Genomic DNA, 12010 nt, shown 5'->3' on the forward strand with positions numbered 1-12010 from the left:
CTTTTCGATTTCTTGTATTTCTTCGGTTGCTATCATAATAATTAGTGTTTGTCCATAAAGTCAAAGAGATTTGAAAGAGTCTCGTCTAGAATGTTCGCTGGCAAGGCTTGCGAGTTTTGAATGCCAGGAGTTTACTTGATGTAATTGACTGGCATGAAAAACGAGCGTAACGCAGCCAGCGGATATTATAGACAGACTCTAATTAATCAATTTTTACACAAAGTTAAGAAAGATAAATCAATTGTTCATGCTTTAATATGAGTTTAAGTTCGAAGCGGTGTAAATTCCAAATTCCAAATAACAAATAAGCACCAAATAAGAATGAACAAAATTCCAAACCCCCAATGGGATTGGTATTTTGAAATTGGTTATTGAAAATTATTTGAAATTTGAAGTTTGTGATTTGTTAATTTGACACTTATCCTTATATATTGAAAAAGCTGCCTAAATAAGACAGCTTTTTCAATCATGCGAAAAGGAGCTCTCGTACTAATATCCTCTTTGATTTTCCAGCTTTTCCATCTCTTCCTCAAAGGTTTCCTTATACTTCTCATAATCGTAGTCGATCTTCAGTTGCTTGTCCCTGGAAAGCCTTTCCTGGAAAGCCTCTTCAACGGCATCCACATTCATTTCAATGGCCAGGTAGGTCTTGTATTTGCCTTTATTGGTGCGGGTGTGCTTCTGGCAGATGGTTTTCACGTGGTTGAGTTGCTGATTGATCACCTCCCTGTTCAGGGTCTCAAAGCGTTCTTCCACTTCTTCCACATTGTTGAATTCACGGGAATTGACGTAGTTATCCGTAGTGCCCTTGATGACAGTTTCAATTTGCCCGGCCAGTGCTGCTTTGGCGTTGCTCATGGCCTTTTTCCGGGCAACCATCTGGTCGCTGCTTTCTCCTATTGCGTTGGCCCTGAATGCTTTCTTGTCTGTTCTGTATTCTTCCCCATCACAATAAAATGTAATAAGCTCTTCTTCTTCTTTTGCTACATTGGTGGCTTTCTTTTTGGAGCCACATCCTGATAGTCCGACACTCAGTAAAAATACTGCGGCTATCATAAGGTTGAGTGAATTGTAAATTCGTGCTTTCATAATTTCTGCTGATTTAAAGTTTAAAATTTTATTTGTCTTAATTCCGGTATAATTTGTTGTTGTATCTGTTTTTGTGCTTTTGCCCTGGCATCCCGGGCAGCCATCTGAAAACTCCCGCTCTTCATCCCTTTGATGTCTTGTAGTATGGTACTGTAGAATTCTTCACCGGTACTGGTATTGGTAATGCTGATGCTGCAGTTAAGATAGGCGGTGTGCAAATCGTGTTGTTCCATTTTTTTGCCTTTTACCGTATTGGCTGTAACTTTAACAATCACTTCCGCCTCATCGGAATTGGGTACGAAAGCGAAAAATACTTCTGATAATGTGGTTTTTATAATATTTTGTACGGGGTTTCCTGAAGCGGGCTTCCCGAATTCAGTCTCTTCTGCCTTGAAATGTGCTTTTAGGTTCGCTACATGGATTGTAAGATAACCGTAGGGTACAGAAGACTGAGGACCGAACATTTGTTTTAATAAATTTTCTCCCGTTTGTTCCTCAAAATACACCTGTGTGTTTAGGGCCGCTTTAATTTTTCTCTGTTTTCCGCCAGGAGCGCTTTGCGCAATGGAGCAGACAATCTCGCCCGAGGAGTTGCTATGTACGTTCTCCGTTTTTTCTATATCGAGCTCAGGGAAGGAAAAGGTAAACGGCAGATTGGCTATGCGATTTTTGGAGCCGTTTGATTGGTAATAAATAATGGCTTTTACATCCGGAGCATTTCCTGACAAGGCTTTTACCTGGAAAACCTCTTTTGCCGGTACAACCTCCAGATTACTGAATATCTCCTGTATGTTTTGGTATATGGCGTTCCCGAGGTTGATCCTTCCTTCGTTCAGAACAAATATCGACAGGTCCTCATCAAGGTGAGCTTTTACGGCTTCAAAGGCTTTTGCATAATAGTTAAGGGCATTATGTATATCCTGGTTTTGTTCTGATTTTTGTGCTTTTTCAAAGAACCCTTTCGCAAGGTTTTTGGCCTGTTCAAGCTTTTCGCGTTTGATTTTCTGGTACTTGTCTATTGAGAGTTGGTAGTATACCCAATAGTACTCTTCGCCGTTGTAACTGTCCACCATTTCATAACCCTCAAGTTCGTTTTTCATGCTCATTTTGGTGATGGATTCGAATTCTTCCCGGAAGCCCGTTTGATCTTCAAATTGCCGCAACACAGAGTTGCCGGAAATATTTACCGAGATTTCGGAAATCATATCACTCAAGGCATTGTTCTTAGCTATGCTGATGTAATTGTCCTGATCCTTATCAGCCATTCCAATGCCGATGTAGTATTTCTCGCTGACCGGTTTTTCTTGTACCCATTGAGGCTTGTTACTCCCTACACCGGTCAGATTTGATACTGAGCAGGCATGAAGCAGGAAGAGCAATATCAAAAAACCAGTATGTTCTATTTTGCGGAATTTCATTTGTATTGATCTTTTAAATTCATGTAAATGATTCCATTCATTCTTCATTGCCCTCATTCAATCTATATTCAACAATTTCAAAAACCTTGCCATATTCAAATCCTTTCTGAAGTAAATAATTAGATATTTTGTTTTTCCTTTCGCTTTTGACGGATGTTTTTATTGCATTGTCCTTTTTTTTAACCTCTTCATAGAGTATCCGGTCATATTCCTCATCATTAATCTCATTTATGGCTTCCTGAATATATTCTGCTTCTATGTTTTTAAACCGCAATGCATATTCTATTTTTCTTTTTCCCCAGTGATTGAATTTTAACTTATCATTTGCAAAAGATCTGGCATAACGTTGATGGTTAATGAAATCATACTCCTTCAGGGAGTGGATCACCTTTTCCTGCTCTTCTTCAGGTACTTCCCACTGATTGAGTTTTTTACGAATGTCGAATTCGCATTTTTCACTTTTGGAACATAATCGTTGAGCCTTTGCAAGTATGTTATCAAAATCCATGGCTCATTTTTGTGCTTTGATCATTCTGTTTTTGTTATTGAGGTCTTTTTTCAGGCAAATTTCGTTAAATCCGTGCTTTTCTAAAAGCCTGACTGTTTCTTCACCCAGATATTCATTGATCTCAAAATACAGAAATCCGTTATCCACCAGATGTTTTCCGGCCAGATGGATTATCTTTCTGTAAAAGATCAGGGGATCTTCATCTTCTACGAAAAGTGCCTCTGAAGGTTCATAATTCAGTACATTTTGTGACATAAATTTTTTTTCAGAGTTTCTGACATAGGGAGGATTACTGACAATCAAATCGTACTGACCCGGCGGAAGATCGTCTTGCAGAATATCAGCCAGAATGAATCTGATGTGGACACCGTTCAGAAGTGCATTCTCTTTGGCAGCATCGAGGATTTCCGGTTTATAATCGACGGCGGTTACAATGGATCCGGGAAGGTTTTTGGCCAGGGCAATGGCAATGCATCCACTGCCCGTACCAATATCAAGAATGTTTTTCTTTTCAGAAGCTACATCTTTTAATACCCAGTCCACCAGTTCTTCGGTTTCCTGTCGGGGTATCAGGATGTGTGGCTCAATTTTAAGCGTAATATTATAGAATTCAGTTTCCCCTAAAATCTGTTGGATCGGTTTCTGTTTCTTGAGCTGTTTTGTTATATCTTCGATCTTTTTAAGTTGTTGATGGGTTATGGTTTGTTCCCGGTTTATAAGTAAGTCTGTTTTTTTTAATTTTACTACATGATGCAATATGATCTCAGTGAGGCTATTTATCTCTTTTTCAGGATAAATTTCATGAAGTTCATTTTTTATGTGGCTGATCACATGTTCTATGGTTCTGTTTTTTTCCATACATCAAAATTATAAAATTGACCCTTTTAGCGTATGACTGAGGATGAAAAATATATGAAGCGGTGCCTGGAACTGGCAGGAATGGCCAGTGGCAATACAGCTCCCAACCCCATGGTAGGTTCAGTGATCGTTCATGATAACAAAATTATAGGAGAAGGATACCATCGCTTTTATGGAGGGGCCCATGCCGAAACAATTGCCATAGATTCTGTGAAAAACAAAAAACGATTAAAGCATTCTACCTTATATGTCAACCTGGAACCCTGTGCCCACCATGGCCATACCCCACCGTGTTCCGAAAGAATTGTAAATGAAGGAATTCCCAGGGTAGTTATAGGAATGCGGGATCCATCTTCAAAGGTCTCGGGAAAGGGTATCAATATGCTCCGGAAAGGAAGTTGCCGGGTTGTCGAAAATGTACTGGAGCAGGAAAGCAGAGAGGTTAATCGGCGTTTCATTACTTTTCATGAAAGAAAACGACCGTATATTATTCTAAAATGGGCCCAAACCCTGGATGGTTTTATTGATAAAGTTCGTGCCAAAGACGATCCCATACAACCCAACTGGATTACCAATGAGCTGTCAAGACGGCTGGTTCATAAGTGGAGAACGGAAGAACAGGCCATCCTTGTGGGTGCCAATACCACCCTGAAAGATAATCCCCGGTTGACTGTGAGGGAATGGCATGGTAAGAGCCCTTTAAGGCTCATTATCGACCGGCATCTGGAAGTCAGTGAGGAATTTGAAATGATTTATGATTCCCAGCCTACAGTTATATTTACTGATACCAACAGCGATCTTTCAAAATCAAAGAGACTTTCCGAATATCCCACTGAAATCGTCAGGTTGAATTTCAGTAAAGACGTGCTAAAACAAATTCTCGGTTTTTTATACGACCGAAATGTAGTTTCCATGTTTGTAGAAGGTGGAGAACAAACCCTATCCGGGTTTTTTAGCGAAGGGATATGGGATGAAGCCAGGGTGTTTATCGGAAACAAGACCTTCCACTCGGGGGTGAAAGCTCCGGATTTCCCTGATAAACCAATTTATAAACAGGTAGAATTGTTGGAAACCCGGTTTTATACATTCCGTAATGGAGACTGATTGAGTTGGCAAATCATTTACAAAACAATACGCTGCCTGTTTTGTGAATGATATTGAATGGTAACCTGGGTATGGGGGTGTTGTTTTAATGGGAAAGGTTTTTAATTTTGTGAACCATGAATTCTAAAATCGGGTAAAATTGAAAAGATTACAATTGCTTCTGGTTTTAACTGCCGTATTGGCTTTTAATGTTTCTGTCAATTCCCAGACGATATCAAGAAACGCTGAACTAAGCCTGATTACCTGCTCACCCGGAAATGAGCTTTATTCTGTATTTGGGCACAGTGCCATCAGGGTTTATGATTCGACAACCAATACCGATTTGATTTTTAATTATGGAGTATTTGATTTCAGCACGCCCAATTTCTACTGGAAATTTATCAGGGGAAAGCTTCAGTACCAACTGGCCATTCAGGATATGGATCGATTTCTGCAGGAATACCGGATGGAAGGCCGTTTTGTAAAAGAGGAGAAATTTCTGCTTTCACAAAAAGAGAAAAGCCGGATGATTCGTTTTCTGCAAAGGAATTATCTGCCGGAGAACCGGTTTTATCTTTACGACTTTTTTTATAACAATTGTTCCACCAAGATTTGGGATATATTAAAATCTCACGTGGAGAGCGAACTGGAATTTGATACCAGTGTTTATAACCCGATATCTTTCAGGGATTTGTTGTATCCTTATCTGGAGACAGCACCCTGGGCCATGCTTGGTATTGATCTCCTTCTGGGTGTGCCTGCCGATAAAATTGCCACTTTTCCGCAACAAATGTATCTTCCCGATTATTTATCCCGAAACATGAGGCATACCCTGCGGTCTAAGTCCATGAACGGCCATAGAAGGGTATTGGGATCTCCATCTGTGATTCTTGAAAGAAATCCGGAAAGATCAAGCTTTAATGTACCTGTGATTAGACCTTTACATGCAGGATGGTTTTTGCTGCTTACAGTTATTGTACTGAGCTTTTTTTCAGGAGCAAAGACCAGGAAATGGTTTGACGGGATTTTCCTAACCCTTCTCGGTTTACTGGGCCTGGTTCTGATATTTATGTGGATGGCCACCGATCACCAGCAGATGGAATGGAATCTGAATGTCTTGTGGGCCAATCCGGTGGGCTTGCTTTTTATTTGGTTTGTTCTCAGGAAAAAGATGCGAAGCGCTTCATGGATATATGCATTATTGATGGTTATATCTGTGCTGACCCTTGTTTTCTGGAACCTCATTCCGCAGGATTTCAATAACGCTCTTATACCCGTCGTTTTGGCCATTGCTGTAAGAGGGGCCTTTCATTTTGCCGGGTTATGCTGTAAATCATTTATCCCGGATAAAATGAAAAAAGATTCAGCTCATTTTTAACCCGGGGTCTAACTGTTTTCCAGTTTATCAATTTTATCTCTTATGGTCCGGGCGCTTTTTTGCAATGCCTCAGTTTCCTTTTCATCAAGTTTAAAGGGCAGTGTAGCCAGCACGCCTTTACTGCTCATAAGATGAGGTAAGGATATGGTCACGTCCTTCACTCCTGCTATTTCTTCTACCGGCGTACAAATGGTAATGAAAGCCTTATGGTCGTGTTCTATGATATCGACAATTCTGGAAATGGCACCTCCAACTCCATAATAGGTAGAACCTTTACCCTGAATGATTTTATAGGCTGCGTGGCGCACCTGGTCATCAATATTTTTTTTGACCGAATCGTCAAATTTTTTGTTTCTGAGATCGGCAAATTCTTCAAGCGGAAGCCCGCCAATGTCAATGATAGACCAGGTCAATACTTCCGAATCTCCGTGTTCACCTATTACATAGCCATGAACATGGGCGGGATCAACATCCATATAATCACCCAAAAGCGTTCGGAACCTTGCGGTATCCAGTGTTGTGCCCGTACCAAAAACTCTTAACTGAGAAATTCCCTTTTTCCCGGCATGTTTTGCAGCCAGATGGGTCATAATATCAACGGGGTTGGTAGCTATGAGCATGAGCGCATCCGGAGCATACCGGATGACGTTGTCCATGATGTCCTTTAAGATGGAAGCATTTTTGTTCATAAGGTCCAGTCTGCTTTGGCCGGGTTTTTGAGCCACACCGGCTGTGATGATTACCATGCTCGAGCCCTTTAGGTCGGAATAATCGCCCGCGTGAACTTCTACATGATGTACGAAAGGACTTGCATGACTTATGTCAGCCGCCTCGGCTTCGGCTCGTTCCTTGTTTTTGTCTATCAGTATGATCTCGCTGGCACCTCCACGCAGCATGATGGCATAAGCTGCCGTTGATCCTACAAATCCACTTCCTATAATTCCTAATTTCATAATTTTTTGCCTTTTCTTAGCTGTTCTTCACTTCTTCTAACTGTATCAACTATAAATTGTTCATGTTTAAGATACAACATTTTGCACGGCTGATAAAATGATTGATTTTACCTTTTTTGTGGTAGCAGTACATACCTTTTTCACCATTCAATTGTAATGGTCCTATGGAAGGATAATTGTCATAAATGAATATAATTTTGAAATACCCCTAATAAATTAAGGGGCTATATAAAAATAATAATATAATTTTTAAAATACCCCCTTAAAAATTTGGTAATATAAAATATTGTTTGCATATTTGCCACATAATTATTTTCAACTTCAAATTTATATGCCATGAAAAGACATTACAATTTAATCAACAATGCAGTAGATGCTTTGCTTCCGGTTCTTTTCAGGCAATACTCTAATGCCAGAGAAGGGTGGTGTAGCAGAGAAGTTGTTATCAACATGTTACAATTCAATTACCAGAACGCTGAAAATTACATTAATTCTTCAGCCCATGTTGGTAATCAACAACGACAGCAGCACTGATGACTGAAGCCTTAGCTGGAATTCCCAACCTTGTGAATCCACAGGCCACCCATTAAGAACATTATTCTTCTTTATGAGCAAATCAGACAGAGTCTGGCAAACTTCAGACTAATATCCTGTCATTGCAATACCTGTCTCATTAATTTAATGGGAGTGGTAAACTGTAAAAGACTATTGATTTGTATTTCAAAGGATTGGTCTACGTGAATTCCGGCGTTTACAAAACAATTATAATGAGTTATTAATGAATATGTATTAAATCTATTAAAACAATGAATATCAAATTATTAATTAAAATTGTTCTTTTATCTGGTATGTTTTTACAGGTAACCTGTCTTTCAGCACAGGATAATAATACCCCATTCACAGCCGGGGGTGATTTTTATAGTTCTTATGTCTGGAGAGGAGTTTCCTTTTCAGGGCCGTCCATACAGCCCTATGTTGATTTTTCAACAGGGGGGTTATCCATTGGTGCATGGGGTTCATACGGATTTGATGGTTTTCAGGAATCCGACCTTTATGTTTCCTATGGTTTTGATTTTGGTTTATCTCTCGGATTGACCGATTACTATTATCCGGGTACTCCTTATTTTAATTACTCAGCCGATCAAAACGGTGCACACGGTTTTGAAGCCAATGTTGGGTATGATATAGCGGATTTTTCTTTTGCTGCCAATTATATGCTGAACCAGGCAGGATTGGCTGGTACTGAAGGAGGAGAAATGTATTTTGAACTCGGATATGCGTTTAGGGATGTGAATATTTTCCTGGGAGCGGGAGATGGCTGGCATTCAGCAGACGGCACCTTTGCACTGGTAAATCTGGGGTTAAGCACCAACCGCGAGATTACCATTAATGATAATTTTTCCCTGCCTGTTAACGGTTCAGTCGTTCTGAACCCTGACCTGGAGCAGTTTCATACAGTTATCGGATTCTCATTTTAACCATAAAACTTTGAAAAATTGAAAAAGATAGAAGCAATCATAAGGAAAACGAAATATGAAGAGGTTAAGCAAGCCCTTCATGAGATTGGTATAGACTTTTTTTCTTACTGGGAAGTAAGAGGAGTAGGAAAAGCTACCCAGGAGCGCATCTACCGTGGTATTAAATACGATACCAGTACCATTGAACGGATACTGATATCGATTTATGTAAGGGATAAGTTCCTGCAACCGACCGTTGACACCCTTTTGACCGTAGCCAGAACAGGTGAAATAGGTGATGGGAAAATCTTTATTTCAGAATGTCTGAATGCTTACCGGATCAGAACCGGGGAAGATGGTGACGAAGTACTGTTTATCAAAGGGGAACAGGAATAACAAAACAATTATTGAGGTAATATTTAAAATTTAACAATTATGGAAGATACATTAACAATAGACAGTGTAGCCAAAAATATTGAAGAAATAGCCATATCTACTGATACCATATGGGTGTTGATTGCAGCAGTATTGGTTATGTTTATGCAGCCGGGCTTTGCAATGGTAGAAGCCGGCTTCACCCGTTCCAAGAACTCTGCCAACATCCTGATGAAGAATATCATGGACTTCTCTTTTGGATCGTTGGTATTTTGGTTCGTCGGATACACACTGATGTATGGAGAAGACATAGGTGGTTTTATTGGGAAACCCGATTTATTTTTTAACAGTGATGCTGTAAACAGCATACCGGATAAAGCCAGCCTGATGTTTCAGACTGTTTTTGCGGCCACGGCAGCTACAATTGTATCAGGAGCAATGGCAGAACGAACCAAGTTCAATGCATATATTATTTTTACTATAGCCATTACACTGGTCATATACCCGGTTTCCGGACATTGGGTATGGGGAGGTGGCTGGTTATCTGAAATGGGCTTTCACGATTTTGCCGGTTCCACTGTGGTCCATTCTGTTGGGGCTTGGGTTGGTTTGATTGGTGCCTCCGTTTTGGGCCCCAGGCTGGGGAAATATATCAACAATAAGCCTATGGCGATACCCGGGCATAACCTGACTCTTGCAGCACTGGGCGTCTTTATACTGTGGTTTGGATGGTTCGGATTCAACCCGGGTTCGCAGTTGGCAGCCTCCAGTGAGTCTGATGCCATTGCCATATCCCATATTTTTATCACTACCAACTTATCGGCGGCAGCCGGTGCAGTTATGGCTATGATCGTGGCCTGGAAGCGCTACAGAAGGCCCATTCTAAGCTTTGCATTGAACGGTGCTTTGGCCGGACTGGTAGCCATTACAGCAGGATGCGATATAGTGAGCCCGGGCGGAGCTGTTGTTATCGGTGCTATAGCCGGATTCATCCTGCCATTCGGTGTTGAATTCATCGATAAAATATTAAAAGTGGATGACCCGGTGGGTGCCGTAACCGTACACGGAATATGTGGAGCAATGGGTACCATCCTTGTGGGTTTCTTTGCCACAGATGGAGGACTGTTATATGGTGATGGAGCTCAATTGCTCGGAATTCAGGCCGTGGGAGTACTTGCTGTGTTTGTATGGGCCCTGGCCCTGGCATTCATTCTTTTTAAAACCCTAAAGGCTACAAATGGGTTAAGGGTTGAACGAAGGGTGGAAGAGGAAGGATTGGATGTATACGAACACGGTGAAACCGCTTATAATATGTAAGCATTTGTTCATGTCTGTGCATAAAGGATATCCCGAAATAAGGCAAGTGAATGGTGTTTTCGGGGTGTCCTTTAATTATTATCCTGTCAAAACCATGTTTGCACCTAACCCGAATTATTCTTGAATAATGCAGGCTAAAGCTGCGGTAAGAATAATTCGGGTTAGATACAACCAATTTTTAAGCTATTTGAGAGGGAAGTTTTCTTCAATATATTCTTCCAGCTTTCCCAGCCCTTCCGGCATATTTTGCCTGGCAAAGCCAATGCGGAAATGATTGCCACTGAAATCGTATACCTGCGGGGGTAATAACAAGGCTCCTTTCTTTTCCAGCAGATCTTTACAGAAATCATTGGCATCCGTTTTACCTTTTAATCTGGGAAAAGCTATAGGGCCTGCTGTTGGCATATACCAGTCAAAATAGGTGTCATATTTGTTGAAAAAACGTTCCAACAGTTTAAGATTGTAGCGAATGATCTCCTGATTCCTCCTGAGTATCTGTTCCCGTGCTTTCAGTCCCATAAGAGCAAGAATTTCGCTGACTGGACTATTGCAAATGGTAGTATAATCCCGGAATAATAAAAACTCATTCATCCAGTCCTGATTTTTTGTGATCAGCCAACCGATCCGTAAACCTGGGAGGGCAAAGGTTTTTGACATGCCAAAAAGGGTAACGGATTGGTCATATAGATCGGCTACGGAAGGTAAACGATCTTCATCCTCGTATTCCAGGTATTGATACATTTCATCTGAAAATAAGATGGTGTCATTTTGTTTGGCGAGATCAACAATTTCTTGCTGAATTTCTTTTGAGATGGAAGAACCGGTGGGATTGTTCGGGAAATTGATGACAAGCATTTTGGTTTTATTACTGAAGAGTTTTTTAAGATCCTCGGTTTCAAAATGCCATCCGTTGCTGAATCTGGGTTCCCAGAATTTAACCTCACAGCCTGTTGAGCGTGCCACTTCATAGAGCGATTGATATCCCGGATAGGGAGTGATGATCTCATCCCCTTTTTTCAGCAAGGTATTCATGGCAATGAATATACCTTCTTCCGGTGCCAGCACAAGGATTTCTTCGGGTTTGACCGACCGGTACAAACCGGCAATTTCTTCCCTTAATTCGGGAAGTCCCTGTGTATCACTGTAGCCAAGAGCTAACATGTTCCACATTTTCATGGTTTCCCCATGAATCATGGAAAGCAGATCCTTGAGCGGTAACGGTTCGCAATCCGATGCACATAAGTTATACGATGCCGTAAATTCGTGGGCGGCAAAGTACCTTTCGAGTTTGAAGGGAGGAAATTGCATTTTTGGCGTAAAATAAAAAGAAATATATACAAATCAAAATTTTTGAGTTTATTTGATATGAAAACTTTGATTATGGCGAATTTTTTCAGATTAAAAAATATTGTTAATTTTCCAATGTTTATTTTTTTAACTGGATCATGAATAATTCGGATTAAATTCAATGATATGAGATTATTTCAATTACTTTTTCTGTTCGTACTGAGTATCCTGTTGATGCATTGCTCGAAGGCCCCTGAAAAAGAGAAGATTTCCCTGCGGGGAGAGTG

The 12010-nt window shown here is 40.6% G+C and carries 12 protein-coding genes; 6 read left to right on the forward strand and 6 right to left on the reverse strand.

Annotated features, from left to right (window positions below; translation table 11 throughout):
- Positions 1 to 489 precede the first annotated feature (489 nt).
- Genes KGY70_10235 through prmC form a run of 4 tightly spaced genes read right to left on the reverse strand, consistent with a single transcriptional unit; the run spans position 490 to position 3873 of the window.
- Positions 490 to 1089: an LPP20 family lipoprotein gene (locus KGY70_10235; GenBank protein ID MBS3775556.1), complete on the reverse strand. Its 600-nt coding sequence runs from the start codon at positions 1087 to 1089 to the stop codon at positions 490 to 492.
- A gap of 20 nt (positions 1090 to 1109) precedes the next feature.
- The gene (locus KGY70_10240; GenBank protein MBS3775557.1) at positions 1110 to 2507 is read right to left on the reverse strand and encodes an LPP20 family lipoprotein; all 1398 of its coding nucleotides are present in this window, start codon (positions 2505 to 2507) and stop codon (positions 1110 to 1112) included.
- 37 nt (positions 2508 to 2544) lie between these two features.
- The gene (locus tag KGY70_10245) at positions 2545 to 3015 is read right to left on the reverse strand and encodes a RecX family transcriptional regulator (GenBank protein ID MBS3775558.1); all 471 of its coding nucleotides are present in this window, start codon (positions 3013 to 3015) and stop codon (positions 2545 to 2547) included.
- 3 nt (positions 3016 to 3018) lie between these two features.
- On the reverse strand, positions 3019 to 3873 hold the full coding sequence (gene prmC, locus KGY70_10250; protein MBS3775559.1) for a peptide chain release factor N(5)-glutamine methyltransferase: 855 nt from the start codon (positions 3871 to 3873) through the stop codon (positions 3019 to 3021).
- Positions 3874 to 3927: 54 nt separating this feature from the next.
- Between prmC and ribD the strand changes: the two genes are divergently transcribed.
- Both ribD and KGY70_10260 read left to right on the forward strand, forming a co-directional pair.
- A complete protein-coding gene (gene ribD, locus KGY70_10255) occupies positions 3928 to 4977 on the forward strand; it encodes a bifunctional diaminohydroxyphosphoribosylaminopyrimidine deaminase/5-amino-6-(5-phosphoribosylamino)uracil reductase RibD (protein ID MBS3775560.1) in 1050 nt (349 codons plus the stop codon).
- A gap of 139 nt (positions 4978 to 5116) precedes the next feature.
- A complete protein-coding gene (locus KGY70_10260) occupies positions 5117 to 6334 on the forward strand; it encodes a DUF4105 domain-containing protein (protein MBS3775561.1) in 1218 nt (405 codons plus the stop codon).
- An 8-nt stretch (positions 6335 to 6342) separates the two neighbouring features.
- On the opposite strand, the gene KGY70_10265 is transcribed toward KGY70_10260, so the two are convergent.
- Complete coding sequence (locus KGY70_10265; GenBank protein ID MBS3775562.1) at positions 6343 to 7287, reverse strand: L-lactate dehydrogenase; 945 nt, start codon at positions 7285 to 7287, stop codon at positions 6343 to 6345.
- A 336-nt stretch (positions 7288 to 7623) separates the two neighbouring features.
- Here KGY70_10265 and KGY70_10270 point away from each other — a divergent pair, with 336 nt between their 5' ends.
- The 4 genes from KGY70_10270 to KGY70_10285 all read left to right on the forward strand — a co-directional run bounded on the left by KGY70_10270 (position 7624) and on the right by KGY70_10285 (position 10436).
- On the forward strand, positions 7624 to 7821 hold the full coding sequence (locus KGY70_10270) for a hypothetical protein (protein MBS3775563.1): 198 nt from the start codon (positions 7624 to 7626) through the stop codon (positions 7819 to 7821).
- A gap of 272 nt (positions 7822 to 8093) precedes the next feature.
- Complete coding sequence (locus KGY70_10275; GenBank protein ID MBS3775564.1) at positions 8094 to 8765, forward strand: hypothetical protein; 672 nt, start codon at positions 8094 to 8096, stop codon at positions 8763 to 8765.
- Between the two features lie 18 nt (positions 8766 to 8783).
- Positions 8784 to 9140, forward strand: a complete 357-nt coding sequence (locus KGY70_10280) for a P-II family nitrogen regulator (protein MBS3775565.1) — start codon at positions 8784 to 8786, stop codon at positions 9138 to 9140.
- A gap of 39 nt (positions 9141 to 9179) precedes the next feature.
- The gene (locus tag KGY70_10285) at positions 9180 to 10436 is read left to right on the forward strand and encodes an ammonium transporter (GenBank protein MBS3775566.1); all 1257 of its coding nucleotides are present in this window, start codon (positions 9180 to 9182) and stop codon (positions 10434 to 10436) included.
- Positions 10437 to 10619: 183 nt separating this feature from the next.
- Here KGY70_10285 and KGY70_10290 read toward each other — a convergent pair whose 3' ends face one another.
- Positions 10620 to 11612, reverse strand: a complete 993-nt coding sequence (locus KGY70_10290; GenBank protein ID MBS3775567.1) for an aminotransferase class I/II-fold pyridoxal phosphate-dependent enzyme — start codon at positions 11610 to 11612, stop codon at positions 10620 to 10622.
- Positions 11613 to 12010: the final 398 nt, after the last annotated feature.

It is taken from the genome of Bacteroidales bacterium (assembly GCA_018334875.1).
GTDB lineage: Bacteria > Bacteroidota > Bacteroidia > Bacteroidales > UBA12077 > JAGXLC01.

Bases quoted from the DNA above. Each gene is read 5' to 3' on its own strand.
- KGY70_10265 (MBS3775562.1), bottom strand. From the start codon at position 7,287: ATGAAATTAGGAATTATAGGAAGTGGATTTGTAGGATCAACGGCAGCT.
- KGY70_10240 (MBS3775557.1), bottom strand. From the start codon at position 2,507: ATGAAATTCCGCAAAATAGAACATACTGGTTTTTTGATATTGCTCTTC.
- ribD (MBS3775560.1), top strand. From the start codon at position 3,928: ATGAAGCGGTGCCTGGAACTGGCAGGAATGGCCAGTGGCAATACAGCT.
- prmC (MBS3775559.1), bottom strand. From the start codon at position 3,873: ATGGAAAAAAACAGAACCATAGAACATGTGATCAGCCACATAAAAAAT.
- KGY70_10245 (MBS3775558.1), bottom strand. From the start codon at position 3,015: ATGGATTTTGATAACATACTTGCAAAGGCTCAACGATTATGTTCCAAA.
- KGY70_10290 (MBS3775567.1), bottom strand. From the start codon at position 11,612: ATGAAAATGTGGAACATGTTAGCTCTTGGCTACAGTGATACACAGGGA.
- KGY70_10275 (MBS3775564.1), top strand. From the start codon at position 8,094: ATGAATATCAAATTATTAATTAAAATTGTTCTTTTATCTGGTATGTTT.
- KGY70_10270 (MBS3775563.1), top strand. From the start codon at position 7,624: ATGAAAAGACATTACAATTTAATCAACAATGCAGTAGATGCTTTGCTT.
- KGY70_10235 (MBS3775556.1), bottom strand. From the start codon at position 1,089: ATGAAAGCACGAATTTACAATTCACTCAACCTTATGATAGCCGCAGTA.
- KGY70_10285 (MBS3775566.1), top strand. From the start codon at position 9,180: ATGGAAGATACATTAACAATAGACAGTGTAGCCAAAAATATTGAAGAA.